We start from the raw sequence: 22,584 nt of genomic DNA on the forward strand, positions 1-22,584 counted from the left end.
CCGTCGGTCGAGCAAAATATGAGGCTTGTTCGTAACAAATCCCGTCCCCGTGCGTTGTCGGCGGCACGGGAGAAATATGTATGCCAGACGCCACTGGATCTACCACTATGGCCGAATCTTTGCGAGCAGCCGGATCAAGGCCACAATCTGTCGAACTCCGCGATATGCTGTTTGAGGATGAGCGCGCTCTCTGGAGCATCGAGCGAGGCTCATCACCCATTATAGCGACGGCGATTCACGAAGGGCATTCGGTCCGAACAGATCTGGCCGACCAATATGCGTTGATGTCCGACGAGAGATTGCGCGAAGAAGATCCCTATACTGCCTATACGATCTGCGACGTGCAAAACCGCGTTACATTTCACCGGTCCCGGTTTGAAGTCGATCTCAACCGCAATCGCGATGGCGCGATATATCTGTCTCCCGAACAGGCATGGGGATTGAGGGTCTGGTCCGGCGTGCTGCCACCCGAATTCATCGAAGCATCGTTACAGATACATGATGCATATTACGAGACACTGAAAACCACCCTTCGAGGCATCGAGCGACAGTTCGGTCGGTTCGTCCTGTTGGATGTTCACAGCTACAATCATCGTCGCGATGGCCGTGAGGCCGCGCCGACCGAACAAGCATCTGCACCCGACATCAACATCGGCACATTCTCCATGGATCGGCAGCGTTGGACGCCTGTCGTCGATGCATTGATCGCACATCTGACCTCATTTGAGATCGATGGCCGACCGATTGATGTCAGGGAAAATGTCGCGTTTCAGGGTAAGGGCGAGCAGACCCGGTTCGTCCACGAGCACTTCCCGAACTCCGGCTGCGCGATTGCAATCGAGTTCAAGAAATTCTTCATGGACGAATGGACCGGCGAACCGGACGTCGAAATTCTGGATCAGCTTCGCAACATGATCTCTACCGCTGTGCCTGTGCTTGAAAAAGCATTGGACGGTCAACCATGAGGAGCGCACCCGCCGCAGACGCATATGCCGACGACGAATGGTTGAACGACATCATTTCCTGCCTCGCTGAGGGTAAATCGGTCCGGCGCGACCTGCCGGGCGGCGGGCGGCTTCATATCGACAGACCCTTGCCGTTTCTGTGCGTTCATATTGCCGAAGACGATGCGGAGCCGGTGGCGCGTGACATCGCGCAGGCAAATGCGGCCTACCTGATTGCACCCCATGCTCCGGTGGCGATCAAGGTGATTGATGCCGTTGCCAAGGCCATGAGAGGCCGCTTTGGCTCCTTTGCCGTTTTCGATCTTGGCGAGCTCACACAGGATCGCTTTCTGACCGAGGACTCGCCTTTTCTTCCGCCTTTTGAGATAGCCATATGGTCGAGCGATGACATGGTAGAGGCAGCAGAATGCTTCTCCTCGGCGATCAGCGATAGCGAGGCCCGGTTTCGTACGCCCAAGGTGGAACGCGTAACAACACCGCCATACCGTGAAGACATAGAGCTGGCGCGCGTTATGCGGCTTTCGACGCTCGCCATCAGGTTCGCACCTGTTTACCGTCAGGCAGGCACGGATAACGCTTATCCGGAATTGCGTGAGCAGCTTGTTGCCATGATCTTCGATGCCGGCTTAAAGGCTATGGCATCCTTCATTGAATCCGGGGGAATCCTCACGCTCAAGACCCATCGGGCACTCGGGCGCAGAGCTTTCGTCGACGCCGTCACGCGTGTCGACCGGAGCATCGACGAGGTTGCCTCGTCCTTTGATTTCCTGCTTGCGGTGACGCCGATCAACGCTGAAGCGGCTTTCGAGGCCTTCCGGGCGAATGGCGACCATCCCGCCTTTCTCTATCGCCCCCTCACCGTCCAGATCGAGTCCGCCAAACGCAAGCTGTATTCGATTTCATTCGATCATCTGGAAGACCCGGTTCTTTACCAACTCTACCGCGAAAAGCAGCATGAGCTCGACTTGCAGCTTTCCCTGCTCTCGTTCCGCCAGAAGCCACAGTTCGTCGAATTCGGTCGCGCCCTTTACGGGCCTGTGGAGCCGTCGCTTCTCGACGAAGCCAGAATGATTCTGGCGCATCTTGCCAACATCGATGCCGATGATGACGGAAATGCTGATAACGCCATCGCCGACAGTGGCTATGTCCAGGCTCGCGCGCTTAACATGATTGCGGCCTACCAAACGCAACTCGACGAATTCGAGGTGTCTGTCGAGCTTCGCGATGACCTGCCATCAGGATTGATGGTTTCGGGACACCGCCTTCTGATCTCGAGCGCGACCCTGATGGACAAGAAGAGGGTCGATCCTCTGCTCTCCCATGAGATCGGCGTTCACCTGCTCACCTATTTCAACGGCTCCGCGCAGGGCCTTCGGCTCTTCCGCACCGGGCTTGCGGGTTACGAGGGCATGCAGGAGGGCCTGGCGGTGTTTGCGGAGTATCTTTCCGGCGGGATGACCACTGCCCGGTTGAGACTGATCGCCGCGCGGGTCGTGGGCTGCGCTTCCATGCTGAATGGCGCATCGTTCTCGCAAACCTATTCGATCCTGGTAGACGAGTACAATTTCTCTTCGCCTGCCGCCTTCAACCTGGTGCTTCGGCTCTATCGAGGCGGTGGCCTCGCCAAGGATGCCATTTACCTTCGCGGACTGCTTGCCTTGCTCGCCCATCTGAGAACCGGCGGCGCTCTTGAACCGTTCTGGATGGGCAAGATCGCCGCGTCACACTTCACCGTGATGCAGGAACTGGCCGAGCGGGGGTTGTTGCGATTGCCGGCGGTTCGACCACTTTTTCTCGAAACAGAAGAGGGACGCGCCCGTCTGGCTGTGGCCAGAAGCGGAATGCGCCCAATCGACATGATACAAAAATAGGAGACACGATGCGTATCGCTTTTTTCGTCAATTCAATCGCCGACGAGGCAGGTTTTTTCACCACGACATCGCTCGCGCTGGCCGCCCTTGGGCGTGGTCACGACGTTTGTTACCTCACGCCCGGCGATTTTGTTTTGCGCCCGGATGACAGCCTGTTGGTTCGCGCCACGTCGGTAAAAGGAGCAAAGGCGAAAAAGGCGGACACATTCGTTGCCGCCCTCCAGAGCGATCAGGCAAAAGTCGAAACGATCCCGGTCGAAGATATCGACGTATTGTTCCTGCGCAACGATCCCTCGCAGGATGCCGACGAGCGCCCTTGGGCGGCCCATGCAGGCATCCTCTTCGGCCGTCTTGCCGCGGATCGCGGGGTCCTGACCGTCAATGATCCCGACGGCCTCGCGCGTGCTCAAAACAAGTTGTATTTTCAGGAATTCCCGGAGAAGGTCCGGCCGAAAACACTGATCTCCAAAAGCATTGAGGAAATCAGGGACTTCATTGACGAGCAGAAACAGGGAGCGATCCTGAAACCTCTGCAGGGCTCGGGAGGAAAGAACGTCTTCAAGATCGCCTCGAGCAAGGAAGCCAACCTCAACCAGATTTTCGAAGCCGTCAGTGGCGAAGGCTATCTGATTGCACAGGGCTATCTTCCCGATGCAACGGCGGGCGACATCAGGCTGTTTCTGATGAATGGTCGACCGCTGCAAAGAGATGGCGCCTATGCCGCGCTGCGTCGCGTACCAGCCAAGGGCGAGGTTCGATCGAACATGCACGTGGCAGGCACGGCTGCTCCCGCTGAAATAACCCCGAAAATTCTCGAGGTCGCGGAAATGGTTCGTCCCAAATTGGTCGGCGACGGCATGTTCCTGGTCGGACTAGATATTGTTGGAGACAAGATCCTGGAGATCAACGTGTTCACACCCGGCGGCCTGCCGGATATCGCCGAACTGCATGGCGTCGATCTCTCCGTCGATGTTGTCATCGCCCTCGAGCAGAAGGTCGAGATGCGCAAGAACTACGCCGGCAAAATCAGCAACGCGGTCCTGGCGACGTTGTAAAATATCGTCTGCCGTGGATCTACCAACCGTGACTGTGTTGATCATACGGCCGATCCGCCTCATAAATGCGCAGTTTCACAGTGTGCATTTATGAGGCAAAAGCGCCGGTCGGGATGACTGCCTGGCCGAGAATTTTATCCATCCTTACCGTGTCGATCCTTTGCCATCTCGGGCGGTGCAACAGGTGTGGTAAGCGCATTCGTTGCACCTTCGGTTTCTTCGTCAGCGGGTACTTTGTCCGCAGCGCTTTTGTCGCCATGGGCCTTCTCTGCTGCTTCGGCATCGACATCGTATTCGGGTGCTCGTTCCATTTCAGGATTGGACATCTGGTTCTCGCTGTTTTGTTGAACTTGATACGGAACGAAGTTGCCCGCGCGACTGTTCCACAGGCTTGCGTATGACCAAGGACAAGCCCGAATGCCATCACAACAGAAACCTGAAATTGACATTGAATGCGACGTGGCCGTGATTGGAGCCGGCACGGCTGGACTGGCGGCCGAACGCAGCGCTCGCCGAGCAGGCGCACGCACCCTGCTCATCGATGACCGGTTTGCCGGAACGACATGTGCGTCAATTGGCTGCATGCCTTCGAAGCTTCTGATCGCCGCCGCGAAAACTGCTCACAGCATGGGCGTCTCGTCGCAATTCGGAATACATGCGGGCAACGTGACCATAGACGGCAAGGCGGTCATGGAGCGTGTTCGAACTCTGCGTGACGCGTTTGTGGCATCGGCCCTCGAATCGATAGAGGATCTGCCGGACAGTGCGAAACTGAAAGGCTTGGCAAAGTTTATCAGCGCTGACAGACTGGCGGTCGACGGCAGGATCATCCACGCCAGGTGCGTGGTGATCGCCACCGGTTCCCGACCGAGCATTCCTAAGATGTTCGATGGGATGAAAAACATTCTGACAAACGAAACCGTGTTCGAAATTGACAAACTCCCCTTCTCACTCGCGGTGGTCGGCGCGGGACCGCTTGGACTTGAATTGGCGCAGGCATTCTCCCGCCTCGGGGTTGACGTTACAGTCTTCGACGAGGGGGACACGGTTTCGGCTTTGAAGGACCATGACGTGGCGAAGTCGCTGCATACGTTACTTGAACGGGAATTCACGATTCATCTAGGGGTAAAAATCAACGCCTCACAGTCGGACGAAACAACTGATATCTCCTGGTCCGGGGCATCTGAGGGAAAAAAACGCTTCACGCATGTCCTCCTTGCTGCGGGCCGCCCGCCGAACTTCGGTGGACTGGACCTTGCCAATACAGGTCTCGAACTGGACGAGCACGGAACCCCTGTATTTGACAGTCAGACCATGCAATGCGGAAAATCCTCCATCTTTATCGCAGGCGACTGCGACGCTGCGTTACCGGTCCTCCATGAGGCATCAGCGGAAGGCGCTATCGCTGGCAACAACGCTGCGTGCTTTCCGGACGTCCGGCCTTCAAAGCGGTCAACACCCTTGGCAATAACGTTTACCGATCCTCCGAGCGCCTCGATCGGCGTGCCTGCGGGCAAGAATGCAAACGTTGGCGTCTCCGAGTTTTCCGACCAGGGCCGCGCGAAGGTGGAAGGGCACAACGCCGGCTTGATCAGGATTTACGCGGACAATGAAGGCCGTCTGACGGGGGCGACGATCGCCGCACCGGAGGGCGAACATTTCGCTCATATGATCGCTTGGGCAATCGAAGATCGACAGACCGCAATGCAGCTTCTCGACAAGCCGTTCTACCATCCGACCTACGAGGAAGGTTTGCGGTCTGCTCTGAAGCACATCTGCGATCAAACCCGGCTATCATTCGGACAGGACCGCGATGCAGGTTCTTCCCCAGGCGTGTAAGGAGCGACAAATGCCCGGTGCTTACAAATCATTGTTCTTCCTTGCCTTCGACCTCGACCAGTCGGGGCAGGCAATCCCTGTGTCCGAGCCAAAGCTGGCCACTGATGAACCTGCGGCGATCGCCGAGGCACGTCGCCTGGCGGACGTCCATGCGGGTGCAGTCGTGTGGAAACGTGAGGCGCAACCCGTCATCGGTGAGGAAGGCGAGCCTGAAATCTTATGGCGGGCCGGAGTTCTCGGTGATTTCAACTGAAGCATGCCACAAGAACGCAGACTGGCGGGAATCATGAAGAGTACGTCGTTCAACTGCAGCTAACATTTTCGACGCCCGACTTCCTGAACCGGTTATGCTATCCTGCTATGAACGCAAGAATGCAGCGCTGCGCCGAAGGTCGGGTTCGGTGTTCTCGCCTGTGAGAAGGAAGATCGCAGCGGACAGGTAAAGGTGCTCGCCTGGCTTTTCGTTGCCCGCAGCGAGAAATCGGGAAAACCGCTGCGTTCACCGTCTCCGTCATGCCCGATTGGCACGCCGCGACCTCTCTAGAGAAACCACCATCAACACCTTTGGTTCCTTCGCGGATACCGAAATGACTGGTACTTGTCGGCTTTACAGAACGGGCGGAACTGCCACCAGTGACGAGAGCACTTCCCGTTCAGAATAAGGTTTTCCGACGAAACCGATCGGCTTCCACTGCATAGCGCGATCCCTGGTTAGTTCGTCCAGGTTACCACTGACGAAAAGGGACGGGACGTTCCAACGCTCCCGCAAGGCCGCGGCCGTATCGATGCCGTTTGTCCCCCGAGCGAGATTGACATCCATGATGGCAACATCGAATTGGCCATCCAGCTTGTCGGCGATCGCCAGAGCCTGCCCCATGTCGGATGCCTGGCCCACCACGTCATGGCCGGCATCGAGAAGCATGTCCTCCAGATCGAGGGCAAGTAGCATCTCGTCCTCGACGATCAATACGCGCAGGGGCACTAGACTGCCCCCTTGAAAACAACCGCCGCGCGGTAACCGTCGCCGTACGAAACATCGGTGAACTCGCCGTCCATCTGTGCCGCCATGCTGCGCACCAGTTTGGTTCCGAGTTCCGGGAGACAGGATGTACCGACGTTTCCGGTGACAGCCAACTCGAGATAGCCGGCACGGATCCGCTTCAAAGACACCGTCAATCGACGACCATTCTCGAGCGTGTCCTGTAAAACAGCCATCAAAAGCTCGTTGACAATAACCGAAATCGGGATCGCTTTTTCGGTTGGCAGTTCGAGGTTGTCCACATCCACACTGACGTGACTGGCTGCCTTGTCCCCCGTCAGATCGAGGCAGAGCTTCCCAAGCTGTTCCTTCATGTCAACTTTGAGCGCATTGTCGGCCCGGTAAAGGCGCTCATGAACGGAAATGATCGCTCTGACGCGAGAGATCGCAACATCAAACACAGCTTTCGTGGCAGCAACATCGATCCGCCTCGACTGAAGCCTCAAGGTGCTGACAACGAGTTGAAGGCTGTTCTTCACACGATGGTTCACCTCGGCCAGAAGCGCGTCTTTCTGATCCAGGAGTTCACTCTGCGCCGTAACTGCTGCAGAGAGTGCGGCCTCGCGTGCTCTGTCGGCTGTTACATCCATGATGACACCGATCATCCGGACTTTTCCTATTGTTGTCCTGAGGACCTCGCCACGAGAACTCAAATGCCGGATTTTTCCGTTCGGAAGCACGACACGGTACTCAAAATTCACGACTGTTTCGTCCGGGCAGCCGAGAATACTTCGAACGCCGTCTTGAACGACAGGTAGGTCGTCGGGGTGCATGCGGGCAAAAAAGTTTGCCGCTACCGCCCCCCCCTCGCCTGGGCCAAAACCAAAAAGCTCGTCCACAGCGTGGCTCCGCCGCCAGATGTCGGTTTCCGGTTCGTATTCCCATGAGGCCAGGTCAGCGGCATGCATCGCGACCCTCAGTCTCGCATCGTCCTCGCGGGCCTTGAGTACGCTTTCCGTCACGTCCATCGGGTTCTGGATAATGTACTGAACATGTCCTTCTGCGTCTGTGACGGGCGAGTGTATAGGGGTCCAGAATTTTTGGGCAAAACCTCCACTGGGGAGCGGAATGTCATACTGGATTACCGCCATCTCGTGAGGCTTGCCCGTCGCCAGAGCATGACGAAGCGAGACTTCCAAGGGCCCCTGCTCTACCGTACCCTTCTCATCCGGGTTTTCGGGGAAGGCGACAAGGATACTCTTGCCGACGATGTCGTCGCGGAGGCGATCCGTCAGCGCAAGATATGCATCACTCGCACCAACGATAGTAAGTTCGGCATCAAGTATGAGATAAGGTTGAGGCATGCCTTCGAGAATCAGCGCGAAATCCGTGGCGGCATTCGGTCGTTGCATAGATGCTCTGTTTCTCGCGGAATTCTCCGCAGGTGTTCCAGGATGCTCTGATCCCGGTCAGGAACTACACACATAGTTCTCAGAATGCCAAAGACAACGGGGAAACCTGTATTGCTAATATTCCCTTGGAGGCCGAATGCGGTCTGCGAACGCGAAACTTAGGCATGCTGACGCGTTGCCAGTAACGTCATCGGGCCGATGACTTGGCGGTGGTTCTAAGGTTTTATAGAAGAGACCATATCGGCACGGATGGAGTTGCGACCACGTCGGGCTTTGTCCGACGTGGTCGCGATCACAAGCGCGGATGCCACTGCTGCGACGGCGTAAGGCAAAAAAGTGCACTTGGCGCGCGACGTTTCCTGAATGCTCAATCAGTTTTGCTCAAAATTTGCAACACGCTCCTGGAACCGTCCGGCTCACCCATAGATAGCAAAACAGCCAGAAGTTTCATAAAACTGTGACTATCCGAGCGAGATTTCCTACTATGATTTAATGGTTAAGTCGCCACTCGCAACGCTTTCGGGCAATGCCTGCTACATCGGCACCGGCAAATATCGGTGGGTGAGTACGGCAACCCATGCGCCCGAATTCCAGGAGCGCAGCGCTCCGTCCACAGGGGGAAGTCATTGTGAATGTACAAGTTACCCGAACGAAGACCGAAGCAGTCGAACACCGTGAGCCCGGAACTGGCGAAGCTGCGTTCGAACGCGCGATCGCTGTCGCAAGGGCTGCCAATAGCCCGCCTCACGGTGACGAACGCAACCCCGATTATCGGATGGCGACCAACAGCGAGGTGTGGCCGGCGGTCGAGAAGATTTCCATCGTAGATATGCCCGAAAAAGCCAGAACCGATGAAGATGCGACTGATGCGATCGCTTACCAGGCTGACGGCGACGAAAAGATCACTGTCATCCGCCGTGATGACAACCCAAAGTTCTATGAATATATTTCCGGCATTTCCAAAATCCCCGAAAAGGATCTGAAGCTCGCGAAGGAAGCGATCGGTGACGGCGGCAAGGACGACAACCGCAAGGAGTTCCTACGCGACGACGGTCGCGACAAGATCAAGCTCGGCGACGTCTGGACGGTTTCGAAGATCAGCGATTCCACCATCTACGTGAACATGAATGTTGGTGTCGATGGAGCGCATCTGCGTTTTGTTTCCAAGGAACTGACGCCGGAACTATTTGCCAAGCTCGACGCGATGAATTCTGCCGACAAGGATGGCTACAAGCTTATCAAGGACGAGAACGGCATCAAAGACCAGGATCTTGCCGACGGCGCCTCCATCTATCGGCCGGACGAGGACAACGGCCTAATCCGCGTCGACATGAAAAATGGCGACAAGAAATATGTCTCCGCCGATACGACACCGAAGCTCTACGAATTCTTGTCTGGGAAGAGCGACGAATTCTCTGGTCCCGGCCGTGACAAGGCCGTCGACGAAGCTCGCGAAAAGGCGGGCCTGCCTTCCCCAGAAGAACTCGACATCGCCGCCTTGAAGACCACCGAGAAGGACAAGGACGGAAAGGAATTAACCGTTACCGAGCTTGCCTGGCAAAATGCCATGAAGACTTGGAAAGAGGGCGTCGAGAAGGGTGACATCAAGGCCGACGACGATCGTGCTAAGCTTCTGAACGCACTGCAGGCGCAAAGCATCCGTGAGAGCGGGCTCGACATGGCTACTCTCAGCATAAGCATGGGCAACGACATCACAAAGGCCAACGGCAAGGATTTCGAACAGATCATCGATGGCGACAAGGTGGCGAAGAGCGTCAGCGACCTGCTCGGTTCGGAAGCAGTAGGTAAAGACATTGCAGCAGCGCGCTCAGAAGCATTGAAGAAGGTCGATGGCGGCGACGCGGTCATCAAGGAACTGACCGACATGGCCTTCGGCGTCGACTATGCCAAATATATCCAAGACCTGACCAGGAACGGTCAGAACGAGACCGCCAAGGACGATATCTCGTCCGTCTATAGCGCATTGCTCGTCGCCGATCCCGAGAAGGCCAAGGAATTCGCCCAAAACATGCAGCTCGACTCCATGACGATGGAACTCGACGACCTGATGGGCGATCCCGGCAAGATTAGCGAGGAAAATCTCACCCAGGCCGGCGCCGACATCGTCAAGATGCTGCTCACCGCCGCAAAGAAAGGCGGCCTCGATATCGGCCGTCGATTGGCGGAATCGGAGAAATTCCTCAACGAGGTGCTCGGCAACAAGCAGAGCGCCAAGGATTTCGCCAAGGCAATGCAGGAGATCGGTGCGATCTATTCGAAAAACGGCGAGATCAAGTCGTCCGACATCGAAAACCTGTTCAAAAACGGAAAGTACAAGACGATTGCAGAAGGTGCCGGTGGTGAAGGTCTGAAATTCTTTAATGACATGACGAAGGCCGGGGTAATCGGCTCCATCGGCGGCGGCATTTCACTCGTTTCAGGCGTCTACCAGCTGGCCAGCAAGGGCGGCAAGATCGGGGACACACCGGAGGAACGGCTGTCGGTCGCCAAGGACTTCGTAAGCTTCGTGGGAGCCGGCAAGCATTTCGGCGATCTCGCCAATCATATCATCGGCGAACACAATCAGGATGTTAAGGAGTATAATGAAAAGCTCGAGAAGGCTAATCCTCCTCTCGAGAACATCGACGATCTCAAAAGGACTCCGGCCAAGCCGCTGCTCGGCCTCGACAAGACGTTTGACGATCTCTTCAAGGCTCCGTCCGGCAAGGAGGGCGGCGGCCTGACCATGACGAACGAACTTACCGAAGCATTCCAGACAGAACTGTCCAAGGCCGTCGAGGGGACCGATAAGCCCGAATTCTACGAGAACCTCCTAGAAAAGGCCGACATCAAAAATTCCGAGGCACTCGCCAAGGGCCTGATCGATGGCTATGAGATGCGCCCCGACATCAAGGGGATCAACAACTGGCACCGCGGCGCATCCGCCGCGCTCTTGGTGATGAGCGCCGGCGCCGACACATTTGCAGGCGCGGCCGATGTCGCCATCGGTGCTTTAACAATCAAAAAGGGTCTCGCGAGCGGCGACGATACGACAGTTGCCAAGGGGGCTCTGCAGGTCGCGGCTGGTGGCTTCGGTACTATCGGCGGCGTCTCATCGCTTCTCGGCCTGTCAAAGGGGCTAAGCTTAGCCAAGGCGTTTGCCGCGCCGTCTTTCGTCATCTCGGCGGTGCTTTCATTGGCAACTCTCATTCCCGACATCATCAATGACATCAAGCGTAGTGAAGAGATCACCGGCTATCGCGACAAGCTGCGCGACATGTTCACCCAAATGGACAAGGATGGATTGCTGACGGAGGACGGTCTCGACAAATATCGCTTCCTTGATGCGTATATTCGGAATTACGGCCAGCGCGATGCGCCCGACAACGAAAGTATCCTGACCTATCGCCAGGAAGAGCTGGAGAATTTCCTGAGCTATATCTCTGAACACCGTGACATCATCGACAGGCAGTTCACTACCGATCTCGGCTTGTTTGTCGATGAGACCGATAAGCATCCAGACTATGACGGCGATGGCGACAATCTGGATAGCCAGATGCCTTGGACGAGCTGAGCTATCGCTGTAGATCGTGGTAGGCAACATGAATATCGAAGACCGGCATGTATGCCCGTCTCGTCATTTTGGCGTCTTTTTGTTGGATTCCAGCAGAATTCGATCCACCTTTCGGTTCGAATTTGACGGCTAAATCCAACGAAGTGAATTGTCTGCCATCAGATAATCGCATTCTTGGTGGGTCACGGGGGGTTGGAAAAGTGGCCAATTTTTCCAACAATCAAAAACCCACTCCTCATCGCTAAGGTCTTGATGGCACGCGATATCTCCTTTCACGGAGATTGAATCTCGACGACACACCCTGCGGATATGCGAGACACCCGCTACAAATGACATGCGGCTATCCGCATCAGCAATGCTTGCGAAATGTAGCATTTTTAGATTGTCCCCACCGAAAGCAGGTGAGCTCCCGTTTTTCTGACCGGTTGCTGAGCATGCAACCATCAAATGTGAATAGAAAGGTGATAGGATGAGCTATGCAACGCAGAAAGCTTCTGACGCATCAATAGCGGCGCGGACTTTTGACTGGATTCCTTCCCTTCCGACAGAGCATGCCCACATCATAGGCTGCGACGAGGAAGCAATTGCAATTGCCGAAGATTTACGCCTGAGCTTCCTTGCCGACGCGAGTCTGCGAGACAAATTTAGAAAATTGCCGTTCGAGGAGGTAGAAGCGTTTTCGCAAAGTGGCCTCTGGGGTATAACGATCCCCAAGAACTATGGCGGCGCAGGGGTTTCGCAAACCACAGTAGCTAAGGTTTTCACACTTCTTGCTTCAGCTGACCCCTCTCTTGCGCAAATGCCGCAAAGTCATTTTGAAATCCTCGACGTCATTCGACTGACCGGCAGCGAAGAGCAGAAATTAGACCTATTTGGTAAAGTGCTATCTGGCCAGAGAATGGGTAACGCGTTTTCAGAATTCGGTGGCAAAACCGTCGAAGACATGCAGACGCGAGCAGTCCTTGATGGAGATGATTATCTCGTCTCGGGACAGAAATTTTACTCCACATGCGCTCTTTTTGCTCATCTTATCCCGATCGTGGCGCTGAATGAAGATGGTCGCGTCGTGGTTGCTGTGGCCGATCGGACATCGAACGGCCTGACAGTTGTCGATGACTGGTCGGGCTTCGGTCAGCGCACGACCGCAAGTGGAACTGTAATTCTAGACAGAGTGCGCGTTGGATCTAACAGGGTACTGCCTGCACACATCGTTTACGAAAATCCGAGTGCAGTGGGCCCGCAAAGCCAAATCATCCACGCTGCGATTGATCTGGGTATCGCCAAGAATGCCATCGATGTCACAATCGGTTTGATCAAGACATATGCCCGTCCTTGGATCGACAGCGGACAGGAACATGCCAGTGACGATCCATATACAATTGCAGCCATTGGCGACCTCAAGATCAAATACAACGCTGCCGAAGCGATGATTGAACGGAGTGGACGTCAACTCGACGCCACGATCGCCGACGCTAATGAGGTCGCAATCGGTTTGGCAAAAATCGCAATTGCCGAGGCCAAGGTTTTATCTACGGAGCTAGCTCTTTTGGCATCGAACAAGCTGTTCGAACTTGTAGGCGCCCGATCAACTTTAGAAGAGTTGAATTTAGATCGCCTTTGGCGCGATGCACGCACACACACGCTCCATGATCCAGTTCGTTGGAAATTTCACACGATTGGACAATATTATTTGAACAGAATAGAGCCTCCAATGCACTCTTGGATTTAATGGGCAACTAACCCGACTTCGCCAAATAGAGTCCGCTAACTCTCTGACTTGATATAGGCGCAACGGGGCAAATTTTGGTTTTGATGTAGCCCATAAACTATGTATGGCCCATCCGAACTCTGCGCCCGAAGTGGCATTGACCGGTGCCTGTCAGGGAATTCCACGTCGAATTACCCTTGAAAACCGGACAGGATCAGGTTTCTGTTTGACGGTTTAAGAGCTCACGAGGCGAGCGATACCCAAATGCCTTATGCGGGGTGACGGGTATTTTAGTGTTCGAACCATGAGGGCAGTTGCGCAATGACGGATGCCAAACTTGCCACCAGCAGCGTTCCGGTGCCCGTCCGACCGCGAGGAAACCGCCACATGTACCGGCGCTCCAGCATCGGCTGACTGCCTTAGTGTCCGCTCCCACGAAAATCCTGCAGTTCATGCTCCAGCACCCTATTGCGGATCAGGTTAGATGCCGCATCGGCGATCGTCATCATCGCCTCACGTTCTACTTCCCTAAGATGACGAGGGACCACGTCGATGACGCATATCGAACCTAGGATGAAGCCAAGCGGGTCTCTAACCGGTGCGCCGGCGTAAAAGCGAAAGCCGTACGGAGCTGAGAGCGTCGGATTTTCTGCCAGATTGTCTAGTCTTGTAAGATCTTCAAGCACGGTCAACTCGTTGGCAACGAGCGTCTCATTGCAAAATGCCCATTCCCGCGGCGTTGCATCGCCCGCAAATCCGACACGAGACTTGAACCACTGCTCGTTCTCGGTGATCAATGTGAACATAGCGATAGGTGCACAAGTAGAATGCGCCGCCAAGCGGACGAGGCGATCAAATCCGAGATCAGGAGCTGATCCAATCAGGCCAGACTGCGCCACGGCCTCCAACCGTGCATGTTCATTCCACGGTGTGCGAAAAGCGGCAGGCTCTTTTTTCCCGCCCCTTTTCGACAACAAGTAGTCGACGATCATCTCAGCGGTCGACAAGACATCGGGCAGCATTTTGGTGCGGATCAGGTTGGTACCCGCTGCCACCGGATCAGCGGCGCTTCTGACAGCCGAAGTTATGATCGTCGTTTTGCTAAGCCGAGCATCCCTTTCGAGGGATGATACCAATTTCCTGCGATCGTCTTGATCTGCATTTTCGACAATGATGAGCATGGGCGGAATGGCCGTGAGCCAAGCTCGGGCAGTGTCGGTAGTATCTGCGACATCAACCAGCAAGCCAAGAGCGGGAAGCCCGACAAGACGCCATTGCTCTCCTCGCCCTTCGCCAGCGAGAATGATTGCGTGCGCTCGCACCAGCGGATCCGAGTGGTCCGGGGTCTCCACGAGATCAAGCACAGCCTGACGAGGAATGCGTCTATGTCCACCGGGCGTCTTCCATGATGGAAGCTGGCCACTTTCCACCCATAGCTGCGCAGTTCGGGTGGAAACGCCCAATAGCTCCGCAGCCTTCGCCGTTGTTAAAACATCTTTCACTACATCGTCCACTTCTTGCAGGCACAATATAGGAAAAAATGCTAGATTTGCAAGAAAAGGCAATTGCAGAACAAACCAATTCGTTCGTCTCAAGTGAATTAGATTGGCTCCTGGAGCAGTCGGTAGGCACGATTATAGAGAGATGTCCCTGCAAAGCGAAGCAGGGCATTTCTCACCGGTTGTGGCAAACGGCGCATCTTGTCACGAACGATACCTTGGCGATGCACCCAGTCGACACGCTGCTCGCGTCGGGCCTCGTAGCGCCCCAGCGCCGTGACGACATCCTTCGTCCGTGCCAATTCATCTGCAAGCACGATGGCGTCTTCTAAAGCCATGCCTGCTCCTTGCGCCATGCTGGGTGGAGAGGCATGTGCCGCATCCCCAATGAGCACGACGCGATTTCGATGCGATGTCGTCATGCGTAGGCGTACCAACTCACCAAAATGCACATCGGCATCAATGGAATGTCTCAGGGCGGACGACAACGGCCCAGCCATATCCGCGAAAAGCGGCTCCAACTTCGTCGATGAGGAGTAATATTCGACATTCTTCTTAGGCACGGACAAATCGGCATAGACGTAAAGTTCGGACGATGAGACTGGCTTGCCCAACAAGCTCCTGTTGGCCGCCAACATGACTGTCCAATCTTCAATCCCACACACATTCGGCAAGAGAAAGCGCCAACATACGTTGCCGACGTAGACAGGCGAAGGCGCCTGAGGAAAGGCGATGTCTCGGATTGTCGAGTTAACGCCGTCCGCACCGATTACGAGATCATACTCAGCAACCTCACCATCCTCAAAGAAGACCTGGCAGCCCCCGTAATCGTTTTCGGCATTCACGATTTGCCGATATTGCACAACATCATTGGCCATCGAGCCTTTCAGCAGACCCCAGAGTGTGGAGCGTTTGGTTGATCGGCATGGCGCGACATCGCGCCAGAGGTCATCTGTATCAACAGTGTTAAGCAAACGGCCGTTCTCGTCGCAAAATCGCTGGCAGGTGACGGGATGCGAATCCGCCAATAAAGCATCAAGCAGCCCAAGCTGTCCTATGGCTCTTACCGCATTGCCCGGGAGAAACAGTCCTGCCCCGCCCGCGCCAGCAAACGCATTCCGCTCGATCAGCGAAGGATTGAAGCCGCGCAGCGATAATGCGCGGTGCGCTGCCAGACCTGCGATGCCGGCACCCACGATAAGTATCCGCATCCTGTTTTGCTTTCTGTTGGATATTGTTGATGAAGCGGGTAAATCCGGGGCCCTTACAATGACGCTGAAACAGCGCCGACCTCGCGCCGGCGTAGTGGATCAAGCAGGAGACGCGCGTTCTGTATGCTCCGATCTTTCCACTTGGCCTGACGGAAGCTGCTTGTCGTCATCAGAACAGCTGCTGCTGTCCTGATGACGAAAATGCATTGGTCACTGCTTATCCGCTGAGACCGCTTTTGCGGCCTGATCGATAGTGTCCGCGATGACGTTTGGCTGGGTCATGAACAGAGCGTGGCTTGCCGAGACCTTGGTGATCTTTGCCTTTATGCGTTCAGCCATGTGGATGAGCATGGCCTGATCGAATGCCTTGTCTTCGGTGGCGATGACGGCAAAGCTCGGCTTGGTGCGCCAGGCCGCATGCTCGAGCTTCGTGCCGAAAGCAGACATGTTGATCGGCACCTGCGCATCTCTCATGAAGGCGGCGTCTGCGTCGCTGACATCATGGGCGAAACCCGCCTTGAACTTTTGCGGGCTGACATAGCCAAAACCATCCTTGGTGGTTTCGATGACGAATTCCGCTGCAGGCGCAAATCCTTCATATTGCTGAGCCGTCGTTTCGCCGGCATCAGGCGAGAGAGCGGAGACATAAACGAGGCCCGCAACCTTTGCATCGATGCCGGCTTCCGTGATGACCGTGCCACCCCATGAATGCCCGACCAGAATGGCCGGACCATCCTGACGCTCAAGCGCCCGTTTGGTGGCGGCGACGTCATCCTCGAGAGATGTCAGCGGGTTCTGGACGATGGTAACGCGATAGCCGCGCTGGGTGAGGTTGTCGTAGACGCCCTTCCAGCCGGAGCCGTCAGCGAATGCGCCATGGACGAGCACGACGTTCTTGACTGACTGATCAGCGGCGATGGTATCGGCGGCATTCGGCGACGTGGCTGCGGACAATGCAGCGGCGATTGCGGCAATGGTGGCGGTTGTTTTGGTCATGGCTTTCTCCCTTTAAAATACGATAACTGTTATCGCGATATACATACAACTGACACAACCCCTAAAGCGCGTCAAGATAATTCTTATCGTGATATTGTTTTGTGGGACAGACCGGTTATATGAGGCAGGACAGGAGTTACGAAATGACAAAACGCCATAACGATCCGCCACCCCTAGAAGACCAGCTGTGTTACGCGATCTACACCGCAGGCATAGCCATCCAGCGCGCCTACAAGCCGTTGCTTGACGAATTAGGCCTGACCTATCCCCAGTATCTTGTACTCAACGTATTGTGGAGCAAGGACGAGCAAACCGTAGGCGCCATCGCCAATGCGCTTGCCCTGGAATCCAGCACCTTGACGCCGCTTCTGAAGCGACTCGAGAATGCCGGCTTGCTGGCCAGAAATAGAAACCTGAACAACGAGCGACAGGTGTTGATCGCATTGACCGAGGAAGGTCGGGCTTTGCAACACAAGGCAGGATGCCTTGGCGACACACTGCTCAAGTCGTCCACGCAGACACCACAGGAACTGGCGGCTCTCAACCAGGACGTCCGACACCTTCGCAACGCGATCTATTCCCAGATCGGCGGATGGGACGCACCCGCCTGATCAAAGATATGGCCAGATATCAAACGGTCGGGACGGTGCCGCCGTCGATGACAAATTCGGCTCCGTGGATCGCAGCGGCGCGATCCGAGGCCAGGTAGGCAATGAGATCGGCGACCTCATGCGGGTCGGCCGGGCGCCCGATCGGAATTCCGCCGAGACTGTCAAGGACAACCTGCCGTGCGTCCTCGATTGTCCCGCCATTGGCGGCTTGCAATCGCTCAAGCAAATGGACTGACGCCTCGGTCATGATCCAGCCGGGAGAGACCACGTTGACCCGGACGCCCTTTGGCCCAAGCTCCTTGGAGATCGACTTGCTGTAGGTCTTCAATGCGGCCTTGGCGGCAGCGTAGGCGGTTGTGGCCTCGGGGAGAGGAAGCACCGACTGAATGGAGGTGACATGCACGACTGCACCTTCGCCCCGTTCGATCATCTGCGGGATCAGCAGGCGATCAAGACGAACCGTGGCCAAAAGGTTAAGGTTCAGTTCTGCCAGCCAGTGGTCGTCCGTCAGAGCGACAAAGCCGCCGCCCGGTGCCGACGATCCACCCATGACATGAGCCAGGATATCAATCCCACCCAATCGCTCGAGCGCCGCCTTGGCCACCAGCTCTCCACCCTCGGCCGTGGTCAAGTCCGCCTGGACGAACTCGACGCCGTCGATCGGCTCAGGAGTTCCACGGGCGGCGGTGACAACTTGCGCGCCGCCGGCCAGGAAACGCTCGACGGTGGCGCGGCCCGCACCCTTGGTACCGCCGCTGACAAGCACGCGTTTTCCTGCGAACTCGGTCGGATCGATTTTTACGGTCATGCCGTGATCTCCAAGGCCTTGATGAGGTTGTTTTCGAGTGTGAAGCGATAAGTGAAGCGGATCGGGCTGCCCGGAAAATCCCCATGGGCTGGGCCTTCGACCACCACCTTGTCTTCCTCGTTGCGAACGGTATCGGGCGTGAAGATTGCTCTTACGGGGATGACCGCGTCTTCAAAAAGACCCCGTAGCTCGGCATGGCCTTCGTGACGCCCACCGTTGTCGAGAACGATGGTATCGCCCGTGAAAGGTCTCAACATCCCGTCCACATCAAGCTTTGCATTGGCCTCGATAAAGTCCGCGATTGGTTTCGGTAGAGCTTGCGTCATGAGCGTTCTCCTTTGCATGTCCCAATAGCTAGCACTGGACAATTGCGTGGATAAGTGGGACAAAATCGCATGAGGTGATGAGCAGATCGGGACAATTGAGCAGTAAGTCTGAATTATCCGAAAACGGCAATCGTGCGATGCTGGACATTCCGCGCATCACCCATTGATCTCGGCATTTCGACGGCCGCACTCAGCCACACGATCGACAGGCTTGAGGCTACGCCCGGCGTATGACTATTCAACCGCACCACTTGCATCGTTTCACTGAAATATGGTGTTGCGCTCATATTGGATGTGAGCGGCCTCCAGTCCTAGAGGTTTGCCCTTAATGAAACGGATGCTTGTTATCTTACGCTTTGCCAGAGCATCTCGAAACCGGTCGCCTGCCCTTCGGTCGGAAACAGGGTCAGCGGCCGACCACGACCAACGCAAACGGCATGGAACCTAAATCCAGCCCGCCTTTTTTTGGCATACGCGATATAGGTTTCGCTAAAGACGATCATGATCGGTCTTCGGTCGAGCGCAGCTACAACGCCGATAGCCACCAGAAATACGGCTGTGGAAGCACTTGATCAATCGCAAGCATAAGACTGCAATAGAGAACAACCACCACACAGAAGAGAAATGCCGCAGCGACAAATTCCAATAGAGCGCTCTCTGCGTCATTTCGCTGTGGGTCTACCGCCAGTCCTTTCTGCTGATTGCCTTGCGGCTGAGCTGTCGAGACGACAGGATGCTGTCTCGAAGCTGGGGGTAGTTGCCCGGCGTCAGTTTCGCTTGAGCCTGAAGGAAGGCGCAGTTCGTGAAAGAGCCTCTCCTCATGATCAGTCGATGAAAACTGTCTGCACTTTGTCTCGCGAGATGCGGAAAACCGTCGTTTCATATGGCCAGTCCTCTATGGATGGGACGCGGCACACACATAAGCGACCGCTTTCCTCATCAGTCGGAGAGGAGCGTTGCGCGATAATTGCCATATGCATTCAGGTGGTTTTATTTGTAACTGCGCAATGTCGATTCACGACTATGGGCTGGTCAGGCACGGCAGCATATCCGCATTGTCGAAGCAGCGCTCACGTAGCGCGACGGAATAGGCATGGCGCGCAGCCCGGTCGCAGGTGCCCTCGCCCAAGACGTCGCTCCCAATTTGCAAGTGTCTGACGGCCAATGGTGCATCCTCGGCGAGGCGTGCAAAATGTGCAGCCCGAAATGCCCATTGCCCCTTACTGTTACATCTCAAGTTTTTTGTCAGCTCTTGGACACCGACGAGTAATGCAACAGGCGCAATCCAAATCACCTCGTCAGATACGGCGTGGGTGAAAGCGAATTGCAGCAAAGCACCATACGGTTTGAAACTATGAAAATCGGTGTTTTCCAGTCGGCTTTCTGGTGATGTGAGAGCGGCGGTGCAAAAGTCTGCCACGGTAGCGGCGTGATAATCACGTCGTAGGGGCGGAGTAAAATCCGGCCACTTCCTTCATCAGTACAATCCGATCCGCTTTTGAAACTGGTTATCCCCAGCTCTTCAACAGGCTGCCCACATTGTATCGCGATCTGCTTTGATCGCGCCAAACCGCTGTTTTTCTTAAACAATCTCTGTGCGCTGCCCTATTCTTCCACAACCTTTGCAGGACAATGACATTTTTGCGAACAAATTCGTGCGAATGATCATTTTACCGCTTGCGGCATTCAAAGACCCTGACTATAAGGCAGCCACCGCAGCAAATGCGGAACGGCATGCGCCCTTCGTCTATCGGTTAGGACGTCAGATTTTCATTCTGAAAAGAGGGGTTCGACTCCCCTAGGGCGTGCCACTCCCATCTCCAAAAGCAATTGTCAGAATATCAAAAAGGCTTCGCGGCCAACGTCTGTCCTGTTGAAACAGATCGCCCCTCTCAGAGCGATCTTGCGGCATCCAGAATGCGCAACTGAACACGGCGGCTCGATTGCCAGTGATCGGCACTCAGGTTGCCAGCCACATGCACCTGCGTGCCACGACCATTCAATAACAACTGCCCGAGCGGCGTGTCGGCCGAACGAAAACTGATTCCGTCGATCCGGCTGCCATCGACGGCTTCCAGCGTTACCTTCACATGCGATGCTCCGACGGTGCGCGAATCGACGATCCGGTGTGACGGCAACGCAAACACCGGCTGCGAGTGGCCCGAACCGTAAGGCCCCGCCTGCTCCATCCGATCGATAAGTTCCAGCGTCGCACCGGAGGCCGACAGCGCGCCATCGATCTTCAGCATATGATTGGCGACCAGGCCCGGCACATCTTTTTCAGCACGCGCCTCAAAGAAGGCGCGCAGCTTGCCGAGATTGGCACGATCGACAGTCAAGCCGGCAGCCATGGCATGCCCACCGCCCTTGGCCAGCAGGCCCTCATCCACGGCCGCACGCACCATCCTGCCCATATCGAAGCCCGGAATGGAGCGCCCGGACCCGGTTCCGCGCCCTGACGGATCGAAAGCGATGGCAAAGGCCGGCCGCTTGAACTTTTCCTTGATACGAGCGGCGATCAGCCCGACGATGCCGGCATGCCAGTTCTGATTGGCGGTAATGATGACGGATGCGTTGTCGCCATTGCCATATTCGGCCAACACCTCGCCCTCGGCTTCGGCCAGCATGGCGGCCTCCATGGCCTGGCGCTCCCGGTTGAGGTCGTCCAACCGCTCGGCAATCACATCTGCCGCCGGACCGTCATCCAGCGTCAGCAGACGGCTTCCAAGCGCCGCATCCCCGATACGGCCACCGGCATTGATGCGCGGCCCGATCAGGAAACCGAGATGATAGGGTGTCACCGGCCCGGCCAGCCCCGCCTTTCGGAAAAGCGCGGCAAGGCCGGCATTGCCCATGTGCCGCGCCGCCAGCAAGCCCTTGACCACATAGGCACGATTCAACCCTTTGAGCGGCACGACATCGCAGACCGTCGCCAGCGCCACGATATCCAGCCAGGCAAGCAGATCGAGCCCGCCCGCCTGCGGATGTTTTCGCTCCCGCAGTATCCGTGCGGTCGCCACCAGAACGAGGAACACGACACCGGCGGCGCACAGATGCCCCTGCCCCGAAAGATCGTCCTCGCGATTCGGATTGACCAGCGCCAGGCATGGAGGCAGATCTTCACCCAGTTGGTGATGATCGATCACCACAACATCACAGTTTTCGTCACGCGCCACGGCAAGCGACTCATGGCTGGTCGAGCCACAGTCGACGGTGACGATCAGTTGGGCACCATTGGCGATCAGTTGCCGGATGGCGGCCGGATTGGGTCCGTAACCTTCAAAGATACGGTCGGGAATGTAGATTTCGCTCGACAGTCCAAAATGATGCAGGAAACGCGACATCAGCGCCGAGGACGAAGCGCCGTCGACATCATAGTCACCGAAGATAGCGATCTTTTCCCCGCGCATGACCGCATCGGCCAGACGTGCTGCGGCTTTTTCGCAATCAGTCAGTGTGTAGGGGTCCGGCATCAGTGACCGGATGGTGGGATCCAGAAAGGCCGGCGCCTCGTCCACACCAACGCCACGCCCCGCCAGAACGCGGCAGACCAGCTCAGGAATTCCATGCACCTGCGACATCGCCAGAGCGCGGTTCAACCCGGCCTGATCAAGGCGCGCCATCCAGCGCTGGTCACTGACAGATTTTTCGACGCCAAGAAAGGCGCGGGCAATCGGATCGGCAGGTTCGGTGGCAGTCGACATGATCGGGCTTGGGCTCATGAAAGCCA

The 22,584-nt window shown here is 56.1% G+C and carries 17 protein-coding genes, 1 tRNA gene and 1 pseudogene; 10 read left to right on the top strand and 9 right to left on the bottom strand.

Going from position 1 to position 22,584, the window contains the following annotated elements; genetic code table 11:
* Positions 1-164: 164 nt before the first annotated feature.
* Genes GAO09_RS25240 through GAO09_RS25250 form a run of 3 tightly spaced genes read left to right on the top strand, consistent with a single transcriptional unit; the run spans position 165 to position 3,891 of the window.
* Positions 165-965 (top strand): N-formylglutamate amidohydrolase, encoded by an 801-nt coding sequence (locus tag GAO09_RS25240; RefSeq protein ID WP_153359392.1) that lies wholly within the window; start codon positions 165-167, stop codon positions 963-965.
* The gene (locus GAO09_RS25245) at positions 962-2,836 is read left to right on the top strand and encodes a flavohemoglobin expression-modulating QEGLA motif protein (RefSeq protein ID WP_153358971.1); all 1,875 of its coding nucleotides are present in this window, start codon (positions 962-964) and stop codon (positions 2,834-2,836) included. The genes GAO09_RS25240 and GAO09_RS25245 overlap by 4 nt, the downstream gene beginning before the upstream one ends.
* 8 nt (positions 2,837-2,844) lie before the next feature.
* The gene (locus GAO09_RS25250; RefSeq protein ID WP_153358973.1) at positions 2,845-3,891 is read left to right on the top strand and encodes a glutathione synthase; all 1,047 of its coding nucleotides are present in this window, start codon (positions 2,845-2,847) and stop codon (positions 3,889-3,891) included.
* A 134-nt stretch (positions 3,892-4,025) separates the two neighbouring features.
* Here the strand turns inward: GAO09_RS25250 and GAO09_RS25255 are convergent, their stop codons facing one another.
* Positions 4,026-4,217, bottom strand: a complete 192-nt coding sequence (locus GAO09_RS25255; protein WP_153358975.1) for a hypothetical protein — start codon at positions 4,215-4,217, stop codon at positions 4,026-4,028.
* 91 nt (positions 4,218-4,308) lie between these two features.
* On the opposite strand from GAO09_RS25255, the gene GAO09_RS25260 reads away from it, so the two are divergent.
* Both GAO09_RS25260 and GAO09_RS25265 read left to right on the top strand, forming a co-directional pair.
* Positions 4,309-5,730: a dihydrolipoyl dehydrogenase gene (locus tag GAO09_RS25260; protein WP_153358977.1), complete on the top strand. Its 1,422-nt coding sequence runs from the start codon at positions 4,309-4,311 to the stop codon at positions 5,728-5,730.
* Positions 5,731-5,740: 10 nt separating this feature from the next.
* On the top strand, positions 5,741-5,983 hold the full coding sequence (locus GAO09_RS25265) for a hypothetical protein (protein ID WP_153358994.1): 243 nt from the start codon (positions 5,741-5,743) through the stop codon (positions 5,981-5,983).
* A 354-nt stretch (positions 5,984-6,337) separates the two neighbouring features.
* Here GAO09_RS25265 and GAO09_RS25270 read toward each other — a convergent pair whose 3' ends face one another.
* Positions 6,338-6,712: a response regulator gene (locus tag GAO09_RS25270; RefSeq protein ID WP_153358996.1), complete on the bottom strand. Its 375-nt coding sequence runs from the start codon at positions 6,710-6,712 to the stop codon at positions 6,338-6,340.
* Positions 6,712-8,121, bottom strand: coding sequence for a sensor histidine kinase (locus GAO09_RS25275; protein ID WP_153358998.1), 1,410 nt, complete (start codon positions 8,119-8,121; stop codon positions 6,712-6,714). Before GAO09_RS25275 ends, GAO09_RS25270 begins: the two co-directional genes overlap by 1 nt.
* 628 nt (positions 8,122-8,749) lie before the next feature.
* On the opposite strand from GAO09_RS25275, the gene GAO09_RS25280 reads away from it, so the two are divergent.
* Both GAO09_RS25280 and GAO09_RS25285 read left to right on the top strand, forming a co-directional pair.
* Positions 8,750-11,695 (top strand): hypothetical protein, encoded by a 2,946-nt coding sequence (locus tag GAO09_RS25280; RefSeq protein ID WP_153359000.1) that lies wholly within the window; start codon positions 8,750-8,752, stop codon positions 11,693-11,695.
* A 469-nt stretch (positions 11,696-12,164) separates the two neighbouring features.
* Positions 12,165-13,424 (top strand): SfnB family sulfur acquisition oxidoreductase, encoded by a 1,260-nt coding sequence (locus GAO09_RS25285; RefSeq protein ID WP_153359002.1) that lies wholly within the window; start codon positions 12,165-12,167, stop codon positions 13,422-13,424.
* Positions 13,425-13,822: 398 nt separating this feature from the next.
* On the opposite strand, the gene GAO09_RS25290 is transcribed toward GAO09_RS25285, so the two are convergent.
* From GAO09_RS25290 to GAO09_RS25300, 3 genes are all read right to left on the bottom strand, one after another.
* A complete protein-coding gene (locus GAO09_RS25290; RefSeq protein ID WP_153359004.1) occupies positions 13,823-14,998 on the bottom strand; it encodes a helix-turn-helix domain-containing protein in 1,176 nt (391 codons plus the stop codon).
* A 5-nt stretch (positions 14,999-15,003) separates the two neighbouring features.
* Complete coding sequence (locus tag GAO09_RS25295; RefSeq protein ID WP_153359006.1) at positions 15,004-16,113, bottom strand: FAD-dependent monooxygenase; 1,110 nt, start codon at positions 16,111-16,113, stop codon at positions 15,004-15,006.
* A gap of 210 nt (positions 16,114-16,323) precedes the next feature.
* Complete coding sequence (locus GAO09_RS25300; protein WP_153359008.1) at positions 16,324-17,109, bottom strand: alpha/beta fold hydrolase; 786 nt, start codon at positions 17,107-17,109, stop codon at positions 16,324-16,326.
* A 143-nt stretch (positions 17,110-17,252) separates the two neighbouring features.
* On the opposite strand from GAO09_RS25300, the gene GAO09_RS25305 reads away from it, so the two are divergent.
* Positions 17,253-17,720: a MarR family winged helix-turn-helix transcriptional regulator gene (locus GAO09_RS25305; protein ID WP_153359010.1), complete on the top strand. Its 468-nt coding sequence runs from the start codon at positions 17,253-17,255 to the stop codon at positions 17,718-17,720.
* 19 nt (positions 17,721-17,739) lie between these two features.
* Here GAO09_RS25305 and GAO09_RS25310 read toward each other — a convergent pair whose 3' ends face one another.
* Together GAO09_RS25310 and GAO09_RS25315 are read right to left on the bottom strand one after the other, a co-directional pair.
* On the bottom strand, positions 17,740-18,528 hold the full coding sequence (locus tag GAO09_RS25310; protein ID WP_153359012.1) for an SDR family oxidoreductase: 789 nt from the start codon (positions 18,526-18,528) through the stop codon (positions 17,740-17,742).
* Positions 18,525-18,854, bottom strand: a complete 330-nt coding sequence (locus GAO09_RS25315) for a nuclear transport factor 2 family protein (protein WP_153359014.1) — start codon at positions 18,852-18,854, stop codon at positions 18,525-18,527. The genes GAO09_RS25310 and GAO09_RS25315 overlap by 4 nt, the downstream gene beginning before the upstream one ends.
* A 108-nt stretch (positions 18,855-18,962) precedes the next feature.
* Between GAO09_RS25315 and GAO09_RS30615 the strand changes: the two are divergent.
* Together GAO09_RS30615 and GAO09_RS25320 are read left to right on the top strand one after the other, a co-directional pair.
* Positions 18,963-19,085 (top strand): annotated as a pseudogene (locus GAO09_RS30615) (helix-turn-helix domain-containing protein); the annotation flags it as partial.
* 1,505 nt (positions 19,086-20,590) lie between these two features.
* Positions 20,591-20,665 (top strand) — tRNA-Glu (locus GAO09_RS25320).
* Between the two features lie 81 nt (positions 20,666-20,746).
* On the opposite strand, the gene recJ is transcribed toward GAO09_RS25320, so the two are convergent.
* The gene (recJ, locus tag GAO09_RS25325) at positions 20,747-22,576 is read right to left on the bottom strand and encodes a single-stranded-DNA-specific exonuclease RecJ (protein ID WP_235938501.1); all 1,830 of its coding nucleotides are present in this window, start codon (positions 22,574-22,576) and stop codon (positions 20,747-20,749) included.
* Positions 22,577-22,584 lie beyond the last annotated feature (8 nt).

Source organism: Endobacterium cereale (genome assembly GCF_009617585.1).
GTDB lineage: Bacteria > Pseudomonadota > Alphaproteobacteria > Rhizobiales > Rhizobiaceae > Neorhizobium > Neorhizobium cereale.

Excerpts from the sequence above, each read along its gene's own strand:
- GAO09_RS25265 (WP_153358994.1), top strand. The coding sequence starts at position 5,741 with ATGCCCGGTGCTTACAAATCATTGTTCTTCCTTGCCTTCGACCTCGAC.
- GAO09_RS25310 (WP_153359012.1), bottom strand. The coding sequence starts at position 18,528 with ATGACCGTAAAAATCGATCCGACCGAGTTCGCAGGAAAACGCGTGCTT.
- GAO09_RS25315 (WP_153359014.1), bottom strand. The coding sequence starts at position 18,854 with ATGACGCAAGCTCTACCGAAACCAATCGCGGACTTTATCGAGGCCAAT.
- GAO09_RS25300 (WP_153359008.1), bottom strand. The coding sequence starts at position 17,109 with ATGACCAAAACAACCGCCACCATTGCCGCAATCGCCGCTGCATTGTCC.
- GAO09_RS25250 (WP_153358973.1), top strand. The coding sequence starts at position 2,845 with ATGCGTATCGCTTTTTTCGTCAATTCAATCGCCGACGAGGCAGGTTTT.
- GAO09_RS25260 (WP_153358977.1), top strand. The coding sequence starts at position 4,309 with ATGCCATCACAACAGAAACCTGAAATTGACATTGAATGCGACGTGGCC.
- GAO09_RS25240 (WP_153359392.1), top strand. The coding sequence starts at position 165 with ATGCTGTTTGAGGATGAGCGCGCTCTCTGGAGCATCGAGCGAGGCTCA.
- GAO09_RS25295 (WP_153359006.1), bottom strand. The coding sequence starts at position 16,113 with ATGCGGATACTTATCGTGGGTGCCGGCATCGCAGGTCTGGCAGCGCAC.
- GAO09_RS25285 (WP_153359002.1), top strand. The coding sequence starts at position 12,165 with ATGAGCTATGCAACGCAGAAAGCTTCTGACGCATCAATAGCGGCGCGG.
- recJ (WP_235938501.1), bottom strand. The coding sequence starts at position 22,576 with ATGAGCCCAAGCCCGATCATGTCGACTGCCACCGAACCTGCCGATCCG.
- GAO09_RS25305 (WP_153359010.1), top strand. The coding sequence starts at position 17,253 with ATGACAAAACGCCATAACGATCCGCCACCCCTAGAAGACCAGCTGTGT.
- GAO09_RS25245 (WP_153358971.1), top strand. The coding sequence starts at position 962 with ATGAGGAGCGCACCCGCCGCAGACGCATATGCCGACGACGAATGGTTG.
- GAO09_RS25275 (WP_153358998.1), bottom strand. The coding sequence starts at position 8,121 with ATGCAACGACCGAATGCCGCCACGGATTTCGCGCTGATTCTCGAAGGC.
- GAO09_RS25255 (WP_153358975.1), bottom strand. The coding sequence starts at position 4,217 with ATGTCCAATCCTGAAATGGAACGAGCACCCGAATACGATGTCGATGCC.